This window comes from Methylophilus sp. VKM B-3414, from assembly GCF_032248435.1.
GTDB lineage: Bacteria > Pseudomonadota > Gammaproteobacteria > Burkholderiales > Methylophilaceae > Methylophilus > Methylophilus glucosoxydans.
The window spans coordinates 85,728-102,669 of record NZ_JAVTLI010000008.1 but is presented as its reverse complement, the minus strand read 5'-3'; the positions used below and the strand labels follow the sequence as shown (position 1 = coordinate 102,669).

Sequence of the window (16,942 nt, the reverse complement as noted above, 5' to 3'; positions counted from 1 at the left end):
GGCGCGATGACCATCGCTCACTCATCCACCACCTGGACGCTTTTGGCGTAGGGTTTGGCCAGCGGCTCGCCAATAAACACGCCCTGCATCGGCCATTTCACGCTTTTCCAGTAGGCCTCAATCAGGGTTTCACCGGCCAGATAATGGCCAATTAACACCTGCGGGTTGGGGAATTTTTGCCAATAATTACAGGGCTCAGACACAGTGCCATAACTGCCGGTAACCCCCGCATCCAGCCAGCGCAAGGCAGGCATTTGCGGATTGTAATTAGACAAAATGCCTCCGGTCGAGGTCAAGTGATCGGCAATGGCGCCGGGCAAATAACTGTTGGTAAGCAGATAATCGACCGATTTTTGCCCGGTGAAATAAAACATGACTGAGGGCTGTTTTTCTATCGTCTCCTGACTCAAGGTATGTAAGGTCAGTTTTTTGGATTTGACCGTCATGCCCTCTTGCGGAAAAAAAGGTTCACGTGGCTTGGAGCGTGCCGCATCCTGGGTTTTTAGAAAAAACCCATTCGCGTCATTTAAACTGAATTCACTCATGACGCCACGGTCTATGAGTGCCTTGGCCGCAGCGACACTGGTGATGGGCAGTAACATGGACAAACGCAAATGGTGATCCGCCCATGGCCGCAATGAGGGGCTGTTAAAGTAAGGGCTGTCGCGCCCGGGGTCACAGGTCTTGCGACATTGATTGAGATCCAGCCCGAGCGTCAGCGCACTGGTAAGGCTGTTACATTGCACGGCAAACGGGGTGCGCCAGACCAGCAAGACCACTTGCTGCGTGGTCAACTTGGCGTCCAACTGGGCTTTGAGTGACTCAAACTCGGGGACCGTCAGCGCATCTTTAAAATGCCGGGGCAATTCCACTCCGATCAGATTTTCCGCAGGGACTTGCCTGGCTTGCAGGTAGTAACGGGCGACCTCTTCGCTTTGCGCGTCATTGAGGTTATACACCACTGCCACATCTTCCGGCTTTAATAATGAGGGCCGCAACGGGATTTGCTTGCTGAGGTCTACCGCGCCAGCAACACTGCTCACCATAAAAAGCAGGCAGATACCCACTGCCCCCCACTGACTGATCAGCCACTGCTTTACTGCCTTCAACTCAACACTCCATTGCGATTGCAAAGATACTACGCCTGTCATTTCAACCCGCGTAGAATGACATCATAACTTAAATTAAACCACTGCATGAAGGCTAGGTTCACAGCATGAATACACAAACCATCTTAATCACTGGCGGCAATCGCGGCCTCGGCCTCGAGTATGCCAGGCAATATGCCGAAAGCGGCCAGCAGGTCTACGTCACGGCACGCGATCCAGCCCAGGCTCCCGCGTTACAACAACTGGCCAGTCAACATAGCAACCTGCAGTTGCTTGCGCTGGATGTGGCCGATGTCGATTCAATCCGGGCGCTGGCAAGCCAGCTGTCAGCACTGACGTTGGACATTCTGATCAGTAATGCGGGCACCTATCCTGAGAGCAGTTTTGGCCAGACCGACGTGCAAGCCTGGTTACAGGCTTTTCAGGTCAACACGCTGAGCACTTACTATCTTGCAGAGGCTTTCTTGCCGCAGCTGCGACGTGCCCCGCAGGCAAAGCTGATCGCCATGACCAGCAAAATGGGCAGCATAGAAGACAATGGCAGTGGCGATGAATATATCTATCGCAGCAGCAAAACTGCACTGAATATGGTCGTCAAAAGCCTGTCTATCGATTTGCGCGGCTTTAACATTGTCGTTGCTGCACTGCATCCGGGCTGGGTGCGCACAGACATGGGCGGTCCAAACGGCCTGATTGATACCGAAACCAGCGTGCAAGGCCTGCGCCAGGTGATTGCCAGTTTAACCCCTGCACAATCGGGCCAGTTTATCGCCTATGATGGCAAACCGATTCCCTGGTAACCCAATCAAGTCAATGACGGTCTCTGAGACAGGCCAGTGTCATTGATATCCGGTATGTTTTTGTATGGACTGCGCTCCTCTAGCTCATTGACATATTGCTGCATGCCCTCGGCCTCCCGGCGCAGAAAGCGCGCCACACTCTGGTGAAAATCGGGATGGCTGAGCCAGTGGTAAGAACAGGTGGGGTAAGCGACAAAGCCACGGGCAAGCTTATGCTCGCCTTGTGCACCACCTTCAAAATAGCGGATCTGCTCGCGGATACAGAACTGCTGCGGCTGGTAATAGCACAACTCGAAATGCAGACAAGAAATATCGCGCAAACTCCCCCAGTAGCGGCCATACAGCGTCGCTTCACCCAGCACACACAGACTGGCCGCCACATCCTCGCCATGCTGCGAGGCAATAAATAACTGCAAATGCCTGGGCAGGTAGCGCTGCAAATGCTCGAAAAATGCCAGGGTCAGATAAGGTGAACTATGGTGGCGGAGATACGTCTGGCAATAGCATTGATAAAACAAGGCCAGGTCTTGCGCAGTCATGTCATGACCACGCACCACGCGGCAGGTCACGCCCTGTTGCGCAACTTTTTGCCGTTCTTGCCGGATTTTTTTGCGCTTGTCCCGGCTCAATACCGCCATAAAAGCGTCCCAGTCGGCATATCCCGCGTTTTCCCAGCGGAACTGCACGCCCTCACGCCTTAGCCACCCCTGCTGTTCACAAAAGTCAGCCGACATGGCATCGGGAAACAACAGATGCGCGCCGGACAGGGCATGCTCCTGACAAAAAGCCTGCAGCTGCTTGAGCATGGCCTCGGCGATCGCTTCAGGTACGTCACAGGCCGGGTCTATCAGCAGGCGTGGGCCAGTGACGGGTGAGAAAGGAATGGCGGAGATCAGCTTGGGGTAATACTGCCCACCCGCTTGCTCATAGGCCTCGGCCCATGACCAGTCAAAGACATACTCGCCGTAAGAGTGCGTTTTGAGATAACAAGGTATGGCTGCCACCAACTGCCCCTGGTCAAACGCAGTTAAATGATAGGGCATCCAGCCCGTCTGCGCACCGACACAAGCGGTGGCCTCAAACGCCAGCAAAAACTGGTAGTCGAGCATGGGATGCATGCCCGCCAGGCGCTGCCAGTCGGCAGGGTCTATCTCCTGCAAGCCACGGGACCAGACAAAGGATAATTGCGAGGGCAGCATCAAGCGGGTCCAGAGTCAGCGACAAAGCCACTAAACAGCAAAAATAATGAGGGTACTCTGCTTGTTTGACACGCCGAAACGCTGAATGGCATGTGCATGTTGAGACGAAAGAAATTAACTGGGACGCTTACGAATGACCGAAACGTCTTTACCGCTTGAATTGACAGGGCTATTGGCAGGAATCACTGCCGAGCTTGCTTTGGATTTGTTTCTGGACTTGGCATCAGGCTCGGAGTCGCTGACGATATTTTGCTGGTTCTCGATTTTTGCCTCGGTTCTGGCTTCGGCTTCACGTTGACGCTCCACCATTTTGGCATAGGCGGTTTCAAGTTCGTCTAGCGTGATCACGCCATTGCCATCAAGATCAACATAGGAAAAATGGCGGGCCACTTGTGGCAAACACAGCGTTGCTTCTTCGCGGTCTAGCGAGTCGTCATTGTCGCGGTTACACTCATTGAACCGTTGTGCGATGCTGTCATGCATGGCCTTGCGCTTTTGCAACATCAACTGATGGTCGGGATCGGTGTTACGGGCGTAATCAGAAAGGGCCTTGCGCAAACGTGCACGGTCTTCAGGGCTAAAATTGTGCTCCAGCGTTTTGGAGAGGCCGGCATCATCATTGTCAGCCAGACGGATCTCTGTCAATCGGACTGGCAATTTAAGATCAGCCAAAGCAGGGAATGCCAGCAACATGGAGGTTGTCAGCAATACAATTCGTTTCAAATGTTTAATCGCTCTACACATCCAAACGCAATACCTTTATTCCTGTTCCATCGAAAGCACTTGTGTTTAAGCTATTATTGGGTGCTCTCAAGCATGAATCTCATGGCAAACGAGGGACCGATTTTAAAATCAGGTCGATCACATTAACGCAATTGCAACTTTAGCGGCAACAAATTTAACAAAAAATAGCGTTTTCGGATGCCCCTGCCGATAGCAGAAGGCAATCATGCATCAGGATTGTAACTGCAATATTTCATCCCCAACGCTATTTGTAACGAAGTTGTAACTGGCACACTTCATGCGCTCCAATGCTTGGAGTATAATTATCAAGGATAAGTTTTTGGCCTTGCCGTATTTATCTTCCTGCGGTCATCCTGATCGCAATAAAATGCGTTAAGCAAACACTTGCTTCAAATAACAAAGGTCCGTATGTCAGAACAGTTAAAAAAAATCTTGATGGTCGATGATGATTTACGTATGCGCGAGCTGTTACAGCGCTACCTGACTGAACAAGGTTTTAATATCAAGTCCGTATCAGATGGTAAGGAGATGGACAAAACGCTGGCCAATGAACATTTCGACCTGCTGATTCTGGACCTGATGCTGCCAGGCGAAGATGGCCTCGCCATTTGCCGCCGACTGCGTGGAGCTAACCACATGACCCCCATCATCATGCTGACTGCACGCGGCGATGAAGTGGACCGCATTGTCGGCCTGGAAATGGGCGCGGATGACTACTTGCCCAAACCCTTTAACCCGCGTGAACTGCTGGCCAGAATCAATGCGGTCCTACGCCGACACGAGATTTCGCCCAAACAGGCAGTTGAAGAAAAATCCGCCGCGTTCCAATTTGGCGAGTTTGTGTTCGACACCAGTACCCGCAGCCTAAGTAAAAACGGCGTGCCCATTACGATTACCAGTGGTGAATTCACCTTGCTGAAAGTCTTCACTGAACACCCACGCCAGCCGCTGTCACGTGACCGACTCATGCAACTGGCACGTGGCCGTGAGCTGGATGTATTTGATCGCAGCATAGACGTGCAGGTCTCTCGCCTGCGCCGCATTATCGAGCCTGATCCGGCACATCCTCGCTACCTGCAAACCATGTGGGGCTTTGGCTATGTCTTTATTCCAGATGGTGAAGCACCACAATAATCCGGCCAAGCTTTAATCCCCGTGCGCTTACTGCCCCGCCGACTGCTGTCCCGCATCATGTTGCTGATCGCCATCTTACTCGCGGTCAGTATCTATGCATCGCTCAAAATTTTTGATTACTTTGACCGGGAACCCCGCGCGACCGCCGCTGCATTACAGGCCGTCACCATCGTCAACTACACCCGTGCCTCACTGATCGCCTCGCATGAAAACCGCCGCCTGGCCTTGTTATCCGAGTTATCAGGCCGTGAAGGCGTACGCGTCTATGCGGCGGATTTTCTGGAAGATATCGAACCCTTACCAGCCGACCCTTTCATTAACCTGGTGGCGCTCAAAATCCGCGAACGGCTGGGTGAAGAAACCATTATCACCGTTAACCATTACGATATCCCTGGCTTGTGGATCAGCTTTAATGTCGGCCAGGATGACTTCTGGGTGGTCATCCCCAAAATTCAGGTAGACCGCCCTTTCCCCTGGCACTGGCTAGGCTGGGCGGCGGTGGTCGGCTTGCTTTCACTGGTGGGTGGCTATTTACTGACGGCCCGCATCAACCGCCCGCTGACCATGCTGGTGCATGCCGCAGAACGGCTGCGTAATGGCGAGCCCGCGCCTAAACTGCCAGTGGATAGCGTCGAAGAGTTACGCGAAGTGACGCAGACCTTTAACGAGATGGCGGAATCGCTGGCCCGCCTCGATGCGGAACGCACGCTGCTGCTGGCAGGGGTCTCACATGACATCCGCACGCCGCTGGCGCGGTTGCGGCTAGCGGTAGAAATGCTGCCGCAAGAAGCCGATTATATGAAACAGGGCATGATTGAAGACATCTCCGATATGGACAATATCATTCACCAGTTTCTGGACTTTGTGCGCGGCGTAGAGGGCGAGCCCACGCGCATGATGGATATTAACGATTTGCTCAATGCACTGGCAGAACGTCAGCGTCGCGCGGGCCGCGAGCTCAAAATTTCGCTAGGCCCCAAATACTTTATCCCCATCCGTCCGCTGGCCATGCAGCGCTTGCTCGACAACCTGGTCGGCAATGCTTACAACTATGGTAAAGGCAAGGTGGAGGTGCGCAGCCAGGTCATGGCCGACAAGATCGTCATCAGCGTGCTGGATAACGGCCCTGGCATCCCGCCTGAACATGCAGACCGCTTGCTGCGACCTTTTGAGCGCATGGACAGCGCGCGCAACAAATACGAAGGCGGCAGCGGCCTGGGCCTGGCGATTTGCAACCGCATTGCTGCTTTACATAGTGGCCAACTGGCCTTGCTCAACCGCCCGGAAGGCGGGCTGGAAGCCAGGCTTTCACTACCGATCCTACCTAACACTTAATCTGACCTAACACTTAATCTGACCTAACACTTAATCTGGCCCAACACTTAAGCTGGTTGAGCGCAGCGATTAATCCGCCGACGGCGTAAACCAGTTCAGTCGCTCGCGCAATTTCACCACTTCGCCAATAATCGTCAAACTGGGCGGCTTCAAGCCCGCGGCCGCCACCTCTGCTGCCAGATGCTGCAAGGTGGATTCCACCACGCGTTGCTTCTGCGTCGTGCCCTGCTGGATCACTGCCGCTGGCATGTCCGGTGACACGCCTTGTGCCATCAGCTTGCTGCAAATCTGCTCCAGCCCTACCAGACCCATATAAATCACCACCGTCTGCTTGGGTCTGGCCATGGCCTGCCAGTCCAGATCAATGGTGCCATCTTTGAGGTGGCCGGTAATAAATAAACAGGCCTGGGCGTAATCCCTGTGCGTGAGCGGAATCCCGGCATAGCTAGAGACACCGTTGGCCGCGGTAATACCGGGCACCACTTGAAATGGCACCCCATGCTGCATCAGGGTTTCGATCTCTTCGCCGCCACGTCCAAAGATAAACGGGTCGCCGCCTTTAAGCCGCAATACGCGCTTGCCTTCCTGCGCCAGCCTAGCCAGCAAGGCATTGATTTCTTCTTGCGGCAAGGTGTGCTGGTCACGTGATTTACCCACATAAATCAGCTCAGCATCGCGACGCACCAACTCCATCACCTCTTTGCTCACCAGCTTGTCATAGACACAGACATCGCATTGCTGCATCAGTCGCAATGCCCTGAATGTCAGTAGATCCGGGTCACCCGGCCCACCGCCCACCAGATAAACCTCGCCACGCGTAGGCGCATCTTCACGCTGATTGAGCAACTCGGCCAGCAAGGTCCGCGCTGCCTGCTCCTGCCCGGACAACACGCGCTCCACCAGCGGCCCGTTCAACACATCCTCCCAAAAGCGACGACGTGCAGGCAGGTTGGAGAATTTGGCTTTCACCTGGTCGCGGAATTCACCTGCGATGGTCGCAATCCGGCCATAAGCCGCAGGCAACATGGTTTCGATTTTGCTGCGGATATGCCTTGCCAACACTGGCGCATTGCCTTCACTCGAAATCGCAATCACCACAGGGCTGCGATCAATCACCGAGCCCATGGTAAACGTGCACAGCGCAGGCGCATCGACGACGTTGACCGGAATATTCAGCCGTTTGGCCGCCACCGACACCGCCTCATTCACCGCTTCGTCATCGGTGGCAGCAATGACCAGGCAAGCACTGGTCAATTGTTCGGCCTGAAACTCGGCAGCCACATAGTCAATCTCGCCCTGCGCATGCATCTCGCGCAGCTCTTCGCACAACTCGGGCGAGATCACGGTGACCTGCCCTTGCGCCTTGCGTAGCATGATCACCTTGCGCGTCGCGACATCGCCACCGCCGATGACGATACAAGGGCGTTGTGCAATATTGAAAAAAATCGGTAAAGCTTGCATGCAGAGGGGACTTCAACAAGAAAAGCGTATTTTACCGCAGTCCCCAGTGTTAGCTGGGGTTTCCCCTGCAAATACGCTAAAATACTGTTTTTGTGAGAAATTTAGCGTTCGATGAAGCACGAAAGCGGAAAAAAGATATTCATTAAATCGTTTGGTTGCCAAATGAACGAATACGATGCATCACGCATGATAGACCTGATGCGCGAGCATGAAGGCATGACGCAAACCGAGAACATGGAAGAAGCAGATGTGATCTTGCTCAACACCTGTTCGGTGCGTGAAAAAGCCGAAGAAAAAGTATTCAGCCACCTAGGCCGCATGATTCCGCTCAAAGAAAAAAATCCCAACCTGGTGATTGGGGTCGGCGGTTGCGTGGCCAGCCAGGAAGGCGAAGCCATCATTCAGCGCGCGCCTTATGTCGATGTCGTGTTTGGTCCGCAAACCCTGCACCGTCTGCCCGAGCTGATCAAAGCCAAACAAGCGGCAGACAAGCCACAGGTAGACATTGCCTTCCCCGAGATTGAAAAGTTTGACCATTTGCCGCCGCCCCGCGTCGAAGGGGCCACTGCCTTCTTGAGTATTATGGAAGGCTGCAGCAAATATTGCAGCTTTTGCGTGGTTCCCTACACCCGCGGCGAAGAGTTTTCTCGTCCGTTTGAAGATATCATCACCGAGGCGATCCAGTTGGCTGAGCAAGGCGTCAAAGAGATCACGCTGCTCGGCCAGAACGTGAACGCCTACCGCGTGCCTTATCAAGGCATCGAGGCCGATTTGCCACTGTTGATTGAAACCATCGCAGAAATCCCGCAAATCGAGCGTATCCGTTACACCACCAGCCACCCCAACGAAATGAGCGAGCGCCTGATTGCGTGCCATGCGACGGTGCCCAAGCTGGCCAACCAATTGCACCTGCCAGTGCAGGCAGGCAGTGACCGCATTTTGATGGCGATGAAGCGCAACTACACCGCGCTGCAATACAAAGGCCTGATCCGCAAACTGAAAGCTGCCAATCCTGCCCTGACCATCACCAGCGACATCATCGTCGGCTTCCCCGGTGAAACCGAAAAAGATTTTCAGGCCACGCTCAAACTCATGCGTGATGTGGGGTTTGATTACAGTTTCAGCTTTTTATACAGTCCCCGCCCCGGCACACCGGCCAGCTACCTGCCCGACGAAACCCCACAAGCCGACAAAGCGGCCTGGCTCAAGCAACTGCAAACCGAGAACGAAACCAATGGCGACGCCATCAGCCGCGCCATGCTGGGCACCGTGCAACGCGTGCTGATCGACGGCCCGTCGTGGAAAGACCCCAATTTGTTGGCAGGCAAAACCGATAATGGCCGCGTGGTGGATATCGCTGCCGATGCCCGCTATATCCACCAGATGGTGCAAGTCAAAATTACCGACGTCTACAACCCCAAACGCCTGGTTGGCGAAATTGTGAATTAAGCATGGAAATTACCCTCAGCCCCGAAGACAACCTGATGCTGGCCAACCTGTGCGGCCCGCTCGATGAAAACATCCGCCAACTGGCGAATGGCCTCGATATCGACATCAACCGCCGCGGCAGCACGTTTTACTTGAGCGGCAACCAAACCAATATGCGGCTGGGCGCGCAAATGCTGGAAAACTTCTACGCCCGCTCAAAAAAACCGATTGAGCTCGAAGATATTCAACTCGGTCTGGTAGAGATCGACAAACTCAAACCCGAAGAAGTCGCCAGCAGTGCCATGCCTGTACTGATGACGCGTCGCGGCGACCTGCATGGTCGCACCCCGCGCCAGGTCAGCTACTTGCAACAGATACAAGACCACGACATCACCTTTGGCATCGGCCCAGCGGGTACAGGTAAAACCTACCTGGCGGTTGCCAGCGCGGTGGATGCCATGACGCGTGACCGAGTGAAAAGAATCGTGTTAGTTCGCCCGGCTGTAGAAGCAGGCGAACGCCTGGGCTTTTTACCCGGCGACCTCAACCAGAAAGTCGACCCTTATCTGCGCCCGCTTTATGACGCACTTTATGACTTGGCCGGTTACGACACGGTGAACAAAATGTTCGAACGCGGCGCAATTGAAGTCGCCCCGCTCGCCTATATGCGCGGCCGCACGCTTAACCAGAGTTTTATTATTCTGGACGAAGCGCAAAACACCACGCCCGAGCAGATGAAGATGTTTTTAACCCGCATTGGCTTTGGCACAAAAGCCGTCATTACGGGCGACGTGACACAGATTGACCTGCAACGCCACCAGAAAAGCGGTTTGGTCGAAGCGCAGAAGATTCTCAAGGAAGTGAAAGGCATTGCCTTTACCCAGTTTATGTCACAAGACGTGGTGCGGCATCCATTGGTACAGAAGATTATTAATGCGTATGAGAAGTTTGAGCAGAGTGCACAGAAAGATTAAGGTATTGAAAAAATCAGACTCAACTTATGGCGCAACTTCTACAACTACCCAATCCACGCGATTAATTCCACTCAGGTATTTATCAAATCTACTTTTGTGAATCGCAAAGCAGAGCAAATCTGTTGGCCGTGAAAATCCAACATAAACCATTTTCGCTGATTGCTTAACCCTTTCACCAGCAGTATTTTTTTGCAGATTCCCCCCTAAAAATTGGGGGGCTAAACGTTCCGACTCATAGGATTTTGCCTTTTCTCCCTTACCATCTTTGTTGAAATAGGATTCCAAATATAGTGTCGCAGAATGTGTTTGCCCTTTTACTGCATGTACGCTTGTGACTTCAATCTCTATATCACCATCAAAATAAACATTAGAGATTACCGGTTGCCCAACTGAAACTGATGCAGGACTCGAATCATGATTAATAAAATCTAAACCAACTGTCGTTATTGATTTGGATAATATTGATAAAAAAACATGTGCATAAGTTTTTATTTCCACCCATACAGTATCGACATTACCTTTGATAAGCTCAATTGACCAATTATAAAGATTCAAATTTAGCTCTTCGTATTTCTGCGCATCACAGTCTCGAACAAAATCTAATAATTTATTTATCGTGTATGGCCTATTACTCGGATCATAAATCTTCTCTAAACGCAGCAACTTGAGGAATGCATTTAAGATATTTTGGCGTACAGGTTTTAGCGCTCTCTTTTCTTTGGCATAGTTAAGCAAGTAACTTTTTAGACAATCGTAGTCTAGTCTTGGTACGCTTTGTTCTTTTCTATATCCCTCGTAATAATTCTCTAGCCTTAGTTTTTTAGGGTCTTGGCGACTTACCTCATCATCTTTCCAGTCAGTATTCCAGCAGATAACTTTTACAGATTTATCTGGTCTCCATAAATTGCTTTCCTTTAAAATTTCGATGAAGGAAGGGATGATATTTTTGATGGTTTCATCATCAAAAACCAAAATATGTGGCTTAACATTTGATTCATGCAAACCTACGATCTCAAAGCTTTGACCAGCGTGCAATGCAAATTTCTTCACAACATTAGCTACCGGCTTGCTAAGTCTTTGACTTCCACTTAGCGTTAGCACTTCATCCCGATCAGTCCAAACTTCATCGGCCTTTACAGAGTTAAAGATAGCTTGATTCTTATCGCCAATACGTTGGTATTTGGAAAGCGCATGCCCATAGTCATAAAAAATATTTTCCAAAAGGTCATATTGATGGGCATCCATATCCTGCATCTCATCGACAAAAACAAACGAGAAGCGTTTTTGCAATAATATCTTTACAGGAGCAATTTTGTTTATATAAAGCTCCGCTAAAAAATAAGCATCATCAAAATGCATAACGCACTCTGTTTGCATGATAGATAACTTAAATTTAATGAGCCATTCTTTTACTCGTACTTTTTCAGAATCAGTAAAGTCCTTTCCATTCAATTTGCTTTTCGGTCTGGAAATGTCTAGTTCATCTCCATTTATAGACTTAACTAAGCAGACAGCTCCATTTCTGTAAGCTAGTCTGTAGACGTTTTCATAATTATTGGCTTTTAAATAATATCTGGCATTACTTTGTTCTTGTTTTTCAAAGCCATTTAAATTCAATGGAAAACGCCTTTTTACAGCTTCATCATAAATTTGATTATCAATTCGGTTGGGTTTTTTCTTAAATTTAGAAATAAAAAATGGAATGGCTAAAAATTGATCCACAAAACCCTGTATCGTCCCGACATAATTTGGATAAGAAAAAAGTTTAGGACAATGTTTATAAATTTTCTCTTTGATTTCATCAATCGCGGCGTTAGTGTGAGATATAACTAAAGCCCCGGAACCATCTGCAAATGGGAGCTTTCGTTCTAAAATTAGTAGCTTTGCTAAGAGAGCAGTTGTTTTTCCACTACCAGGTACAGCTTGTAAATCTATGGTATTTAAATTGCGTATAAATGCCCTGCCTTCTGGATCGAATACTTTGCCCACTGGCAGAAGTATCTTTTCAGCATAAGAAATATCCTCATCTGAAACATTAATTACCTGCGGCATATTTAATCGCGCTCACAAGATAGCTGATGGAGTCATCATCGGTGATTTTTATTTGCCTTTCATGGACAGGTTTCTTTAAGTCTTCATCAATCGCGGTTGCAATTTCATACGCAATTCTTGTTTTCTCTAAAGATTTCTTGATCAGTTTTTTTGCAAGTTCCAGCTCAAAATCGCTATCCCAAGGAGTTTTGGTATGAATTTCTTTTGCGGCAGTTTCGAACGTAGTTTTCAAACTTTTCGAATTAAACATTGCATACTCTAAAGTCCAACTTGGTGTAGCAAAATATTTAACGCACCCCTCAGACTTTGACTCAATTTCTTCAATTTTTTGCTTGGTTTCTTCGTCTATTGCTTCGGTATCTCTTTTGAAAAAATCATCGCCATTTTTTTCGTAACACCTAACATCAGCGTCTGTAATTACCGCCACTGGTATTTGCATATGCGGCTCAGATTTTCTAAGGTAAATATTGGCATAGTGATCAAAACCAGTATGCCCAATATTTACAACTGATACCCCTTTTTCAGTTAAATTAATCCCAACTGCTTTTGCAAGGCTTGGAATAAGAATTTCTTCTGCCCAACCCTCCACCAAAATCACCCCTTTTGCAAAAAATAAATTGGCCTTGGTGGTATCAAGAAATTTTTCGAGAAACTTATAGTTATCAAACGCAAGTTTGGTAAAGCTCTCCCCCATGGGAAAAGCGTTACTGTTGTTACAGATAATTAGATTTCGCAGCTTAAGTTTTGAAGCTAAATTTGGGCTATGAGTGGTGAGTATGAGTTGAATATTTTCTTGCTTTTGCAATGCTTCAATTACTTGCATTTGCGCTTGAGGGTGCAAGTGTGCTTCCAGCTCCTCCACCAGCCCCAGACGCAACCCTGACCAGTTTGATTTATTCAAATGCAGTAATTCAGCCGCCATAAAAAGCCTGTTCAAGGTGCCTAATCCTGGGTTAGGGTCACCAAGAAGATTCAAGGTTAGTTTTTCAAGTATGCTTTTTATATCGTTCGATGTGGCGTTGAATTCAGTTTGAGTACCTGCCCCATAAAAGTCATTGATGTATCTATCAATTTTGTCTTTGATCTTTTTACCGTCATCAGGCTTGATAACTTCCTTAGTACCGTCAGGTTTCGAAATTTCTCTTTCAAATTCACCTTTAAAGTAGTTTTCCAAGCCAACTTTGAGAACTGAAAAAATTTCTACTAAATCGTTGGTTTGTTCCTTGCCTTTAAATGCTTCATCCGCCAATAGTATTTGGGATAGCCTTGAGTTGCGTTTTGCTACCAATTCGCTTTCAGCATCCCGCAATGGTTTTAGATATGTGACTTTTAAATATTCCCTTGCCTCAGCTGTGAGTAAGTAGCCTTCATCATCCACACCTGCTTTTACATCAGCAGGATAAATCTTGTTATCTTTACGTCGACCATCGAAGCTTAACTTGAGAAATGGTTTTGCTTGATCCCCATCACCAATCCAACCTAGCCACTCAGTAAAATTTTTGGCTTCTTGAGGAGTTAATCCATCAAACGTCAATTCGATTCTGAAATACTCAGACCCACTGTAAAAGTCTTTATCATCAACCCTTATGTAATCATAACTATGTGTTTTTAGAACAAGTTTAATTGCATCAATAATTGCGGTTTTACCTGAATCATTTTCACCAATGATTACATTCAAACCATTTTGAAGATTTAAGTCTAGATTTGGTTTTTTAGGATCAAATGCCTCAGCTTGACCAAACCTCCTAAAATTCCATAGCTTTATATTTGATAAATACATTTTTATTTCTCAGCGCTAGGTACGGAAATGTTGTGGGTTTAAGTATAACGACCTACCTTAATTTAAAATAGTGTTGCAAATTGAGACCCCTACAGGATTAACAATACTGCTCCCTCGTTTTAACTTTACCCAAGTAAAATTGCCAATTTATGATGTTTAAAAAAAGCGTTTAGTACCAATATGCCGCATCAAAAGTAAACGATTCATAGTCTCTACGCCATATCACTTCATGAGTATTCACAGCTAGCCACCACGTCTGTTTTTCGGGTCTAGGCGTGTTCTCTTTAAACACTTGCGGAGTCAATACTGCAACACACCACGCTGGTTGCGGGTCTCTCACAGAGGTGTAAATAATGGCGCCTAAATTCACCTCCCTTGCGGTTACAGCCAAAGCTTGGGTAGGTTGATAGTTGGTTTTGTGTTGCCATGCCGGGTCTTGATTAAACGGTGGACTTCTTAAATCAATGGCTTGGGTGGCGAGTGACACTTGAAAAGCGGTGTGTGGCACGGGCTCTATGCGGCTGAGTGCTGGCGCATCCATGAGAAAGCGCCAGCGCCAATAGCCGAGTTCAGCTGCGGCGGTACGAACTGTTTCTGCGGCATAAAACACGCCGGGGTCATTTGGACCGCGAAAGCGTGAACCTCCAGCGCGGCTGGGGTAACGGAATGGTGTGGAGAGCAAGTAATCAAGATGCTCGGTATCCGCGGCGTACGGTGGCTTGTTGCTATCGAGCAATGCTTCAAGCAGGGTTTGCTCGGCCTCAGTATCGACCAGCTTCATGGTGGAGGCGACATGTTGCGCCTCGACCATGCGCCAGGCCAACGATGCCCAAGCAAAAGCCTCAGACGATACCGCGTGAGGTGTCCAGATATTGGACGACACGAACCAGGCCTTCAGTTTGTTTAATCAGGTCGATGGGGCGCGCATTGAGCGCCAGGTTTTGATTGTTTAACCAGACACGGGCGGTTTCATCATTGTTGACAATGGAATCCAACGAGCGGAACGCTCGGACAAATAGCAAAGCAAAATCCCACTCTTTGCGTTTTTGGTCGAGGACATATTCACCACTATACAGGCGGGTGATGGTGGCAGGACTCAGGCCAAGAATGCTTGCCAACAAGGCTTTGGAAATCTGCAAACGCTCAGCCGCGCGACTTACCGCTTTGGTTAACACGGATTGTGCATCGGCTTGGGGGACGTTATTTTGTGTGGTCGCGACCATAGAAATTCCTTTCCATGGAAACTCTAACACAATATTATTTCAACAGGAATATTTACTGTGTGTAAGTTGGAAACTTCTGCATCACTTTTTCAAATAATGGGCTTTGCAACCACCCTTCTAACCAGACACGCAATTTTGGATATGCGCTGCTGGCAAACCAATCCGCATCAACCGCTGCAAACTGGCGGATAAACGGAAATATGGCGACATCGGCCATGCTAGGTTTATCCCCAAGCAAATAGTCATGCTGCTCTAATGCAGCTTCTAACCTCTGCAAAAACTGCTCACCTTGTTCACGATAAACCAGTTGCGCTTGCTCGTGGTAACGGTCAGGGTATTTATAGCGGTCAAGTGCTTGTTTAAACTCACCATCATTGATAGTTATCAGCGCGTTCACTGCATCGTGGTCTGCATTCAACCAACCTTGAGGATCGTTCTGGGCAAGTGCCCACTGCATGATATCCAGACTTTGCTCCAGCACAGTGCCGTCAGGCAATTGCAATACCGGCACGGTGCCTTTGGGGGAAATCTGTAGCAAATGTGCAGGTTTCTCTCGCAGGGAAATCTCTCGCACTTCTACCTGAATATTCGCCGCCCAGATCGCCATACGGGCGCGCATGGCGTAGGGGCAGCGGCGGTAGGAGTAAAGGATGGGCAATGCCATTAGAGCAAGGCTTTGCGGCAATCTTTAATTAACTGCGGGCCTTTATAGATGAGTCCGCTGTAGAGTTGAACCAGGCTGGCACCGGCCGCCATTTTCTCTTTGGCATCGTCGCCATTGAGAATACCACCGACGCCGATAATCGGCAGGCTGCCTTGCAAGCTGGCCGCCAGTGTTTGAATCACGCGTGTAGAACCCGCTTTTACCGGTGCGCCTGACAGCCCACCCGCCTCTTCCGAGTTTGGCAACCCGGCCACAGCATCGCGCGACAAGGTGGTGTTGGTGGCAATCACGCCGTCCATTTGGTGCTGCATGAGCAGTTCAGCAATTTCTTGTACTTGTTCGGTGGTTAAATCGGGGGCGATTTTGAGCACAACGGGCACATATTTGCCATGCAGTTGCGAGAGGATTTTTTGCTCGGCTTTGAGCGTCGCGAGCAGTTGGCCCAGCGCCTCTTTTTCTTGCAGGGCGCGCAGGTTTTTGGTGTTGGGTGAGGAGATATTCACCGTGATATAACTGGCATAGTTATACACCTTCCGCATGCAGCTCAGGTAGTCTTCAGCGGCACGGTCGTTCGGCGTATCAAAGTTTTTGCCGATATTAATGCCCAGGATGCCTTTGAATTTGGACGCCTTCACATTCTGGATCAGTTGATCGACACCGAGGTTGTTAAAGCCAAAGCGGTTAATAATGGCCTCGGCTTGTGGCAAACGGAACAAGCGTGGTTTGGGGTTGCCAGGCTGCGGGCGTGGCGTGACGGTGCCCACCTCAATAAAGCCAAAGCCTAGCGCGGCCATGCCGTCAATCACAGCGGCATTTTTATCCAGCCCGGCCGCCAGGCCGACCGGGTTGGGAAACGTGAGGCCCATGACCTGCGTCGGTTGTGCAGGTAAACGGCAGGCGGCGAGTGTGAGCAGGCCGAGCTTTTCTGCACGTTTGAGCGATTGCAAAGTAATATCGTGTGCTTGCTCTGCATCCAGTTGAAACAGCAGAGGTTTAAGCAGCGAGTAAACATTCATCCGTTTGATTCCTGAACTTTTAA

15 protein-coding genes are annotated in these 16,942 nt (G+C 49.5%); 5 read left to right on the top strand and 10 right to left on the bottom strand.

The window, feature by feature from the left end; translation table 11 throughout:
• Window positions 1-17: 17 nt before the first annotated feature.
• Window positions 18-1,109, bottom strand: coding sequence for a TIGR03790 family protein (locus Q9292_RS09230; RefSeq protein WP_313987180.1), 1,092 nt, complete (start codon window positions 1,107-1,109; stop codon window positions 18-20).
• Between the two features lie 107 nt (window positions 1,110-1,216).
• Between Q9292_RS09230 and Q9292_RS09225 the strand changes: the two genes are divergently transcribed.
• The gene (locus Q9292_RS09225; RefSeq protein ID WP_313987177.1) at window positions 1,217-1,909 is read left to right on the top strand and encodes an SDR family oxidoreductase; all 693 of its coding nucleotides are present in this window, start codon (window positions 1,217-1,219) and stop codon (window positions 1,907-1,909) included.
• A 5-nt stretch (window positions 1,910-1,914) separates the two neighbouring features.
• Here Q9292_RS09225 and Q9292_RS09220 read toward each other — a convergent pair whose 3' ends face one another.
• Window positions 1,915-3,108 carry a GNAT family N-acetyltransferase gene (locus tag Q9292_RS09220; RefSeq protein ID WP_313987173.1) on the bottom strand — a complete coding sequence of 398 codons (1,194 nt, stop codon included), beginning with the start codon at window positions 3,106-3,108 and terminating at the stop codon, window positions 1,915-1,917.
• Between the two features lie 114 nt (window positions 3,109-3,222).
• Entirely contained in the window at window positions 3,223-3,831 is a 609-nt protein-coding gene (locus Q9292_RS09215; RefSeq protein ID WP_228518928.1) for an EF-hand domain-containing protein, read from the bottom strand.
• A gap of 429 nt (window positions 3,832-4,260) precedes the next feature.
• Between Q9292_RS09215 and ompR the strand changes: the two genes are divergently transcribed.
• A complete protein-coding gene (gene ompR / locus Q9292_RS09210) occupies window positions 4,261-4,986 on the top strand; it encodes a two-component system response regulator OmpR (RefSeq protein WP_313987169.1) in 726 nt (241 codons plus the stop codon).
• Between the two features lie 21 nt (window positions 4,987-5,007).
• The gene (locus Q9292_RS09205) at window positions 5,008-6,321 is read left to right on the top strand and encodes a sensor histidine kinase (RefSeq protein WP_313987167.1); all 1,314 of its coding nucleotides are present in this window, start codon (window positions 5,008-5,010) and stop codon (window positions 6,319-6,321) included.
• A 69-nt stretch (window positions 6,322-6,390) separates the two neighbouring features.
• On the opposite strand, the gene cysG is transcribed toward Q9292_RS09205, so the two are convergent.
• A complete protein-coding gene (gene cysG, locus Q9292_RS09200) occupies window positions 6,391-7,782 on the bottom strand; it encodes a siroheme synthase CysG (protein ID WP_313987163.1) in 1,392 nt (463 codons plus the stop codon).
• Between the two features lie 111 nt (window positions 7,783-7,893).
• Here cysG and miaB point away from each other — a divergent pair, with 111 nt between their 5' ends.
• Window positions 7,894-9,231: a tRNA (N6-isopentenyl adenosine(37)-C2)-methylthiotransferase MiaB gene (gene miaB / locus Q9292_RS09195; protein WP_275356745.1), complete on the top strand. Its 1,338-nt coding sequence runs from the start codon at window positions 7,894-7,896 to the stop codon at window positions 9,229-9,231.
• Between the two features lie 2 nt (window positions 9,232-9,233).
• Window positions 9,234-10,184: a PhoH family protein gene (locus tag Q9292_RS09190; protein ID WP_313987161.1), complete on the top strand. Its 951-nt coding sequence runs from the start codon at window positions 9,234-9,236 to the stop codon at window positions 10,182-10,184.
• Between the two features lie 24 nt (window positions 10,185-10,208).
• Here Q9292_RS09190 and Q9292_RS09185 read toward each other — a convergent pair whose 3' ends face one another.
• The 6 genes from Q9292_RS09185 to Q9292_RS09160 all read right to left on the bottom strand — a co-directional run bounded on the left by Q9292_RS09185 (window position 10,209) and on the right by Q9292_RS09160 (window position 16,919).
• Window positions 10,209-12,236, bottom strand: a complete 2,028-nt coding sequence (locus tag Q9292_RS09185) for a UvrD-helicase domain-containing protein (RefSeq protein ID WP_313987159.1) — start codon at window positions 12,234-12,236, stop codon at window positions 10,209-10,211.
• Entirely contained in the window at window positions 12,220-14,016 is a 1,797-nt protein-coding gene (locus Q9292_RS09180) for an ATP-dependent nuclease (protein ID WP_313987157.1), read from the bottom strand. The genes Q9292_RS09185 and Q9292_RS09180 overlap by 17 nt, the downstream gene beginning before the upstream one ends.
• Before the next feature lie 169 nt (window positions 14,017-14,185).
• Entirely contained in the window at window positions 14,186-14,899 is a 714-nt protein-coding gene (locus Q9292_RS09175; protein ID WP_313987155.1) for an RES family NAD+ phosphorylase, read from the bottom strand.
• Window positions 14,859-15,239, bottom strand: coding sequence for an antitoxin Xre-like helix-turn-helix domain-containing protein (locus Q9292_RS09170; RefSeq protein WP_275356742.1), 381 nt, complete (start codon window positions 15,237-15,239; stop codon window positions 14,859-14,861). The genes Q9292_RS09175 and Q9292_RS09170 overlap by 41 nt, the downstream gene beginning before the upstream one ends.
• Window positions 15,240-15,291: 52 nt before the next feature.
• Entirely contained in the window at window positions 15,292-15,903 is a 612-nt protein-coding gene (locus Q9292_RS09165; protein WP_313987152.1) for a glutathione S-transferase, read from the bottom strand.
• Entirely contained in the window at window positions 15,903-16,919 is a 1,017-nt protein-coding gene (locus tag Q9292_RS09160; RefSeq protein WP_313987149.1) for a quinone-dependent dihydroorotate dehydrogenase, read from the bottom strand. The genes Q9292_RS09165 and Q9292_RS09160 overlap by 1 nt, the downstream gene beginning before the upstream one ends.
• Between the last annotated feature and the right edge of the window lie 23 nt (window positions 16,920-16,942).

Coding starts and splice junctions, on each gene's coding strand:
- Q9292_RS09170 (WP_275356742.1), bottom strand. CDS start 15,239: ATGGTCGCGACCACACAAAATAACGTCCCCCAAGCCGATGCACAATCC.
- cysG (WP_313987163.1), bottom strand. CDS start 7,782: ATGCAAGCTTTACCGATTTTTTTCAATATTGCACAACGCCCTTGTATC.
- Q9292_RS09180 (WP_313987157.1), bottom strand. CDS start 14,016: ATGTATTTATCAAATATAAAGCTATGGAATTTTAGGAGGTTTGGTCAA.
- miaB (WP_275356745.1), top strand. CDS start 7,894: ATGAAGCACGAAAGCGGAAAAAAGATATTCATTAAATCGTTTGGTTGC.
- ompR (WP_313987169.1), top strand. CDS start 4,261: ATGTCAGAACAGTTAAAAAAAATCTTGATGGTCGATGATGATTTACGT.
- Q9292_RS09165 (WP_313987152.1), bottom strand. CDS start 15,903: ATGGCATTGCCCATCCTTTACTCCTACCGCCGCTGCCCCTACGCCATG.
- Q9292_RS09160 (WP_313987149.1), bottom strand. CDS start 16,919: ATGAATGTTTACTCGCTGCTTAAACCTCTGCTGTTTCAACTGGATGCA.
- Q9292_RS09190 (WP_313987161.1), top strand. CDS start 9,234: ATGGAAATTACCCTCAGCCCCGAAGACAACCTGATGCTGGCCAACCTG.
- Q9292_RS09225 (WP_313987177.1), top strand. CDS start 1,217: ATGAATACACAAACCATCTTAATCACTGGCGGCAATCGCGGCCTCGGC.
- Q9292_RS09185 (WP_313987159.1), bottom strand. CDS start 12,236: ATGCCGCAGGTAATTAATGTTTCAGATGAGGATATTTCTTATGCTGAA.
- Q9292_RS09220 (WP_313987173.1), bottom strand. CDS start 3,108: ATGCTGCCCTCGCAATTATCCTTTGTCTGGTCCCGTGGCTTGCAGGAG.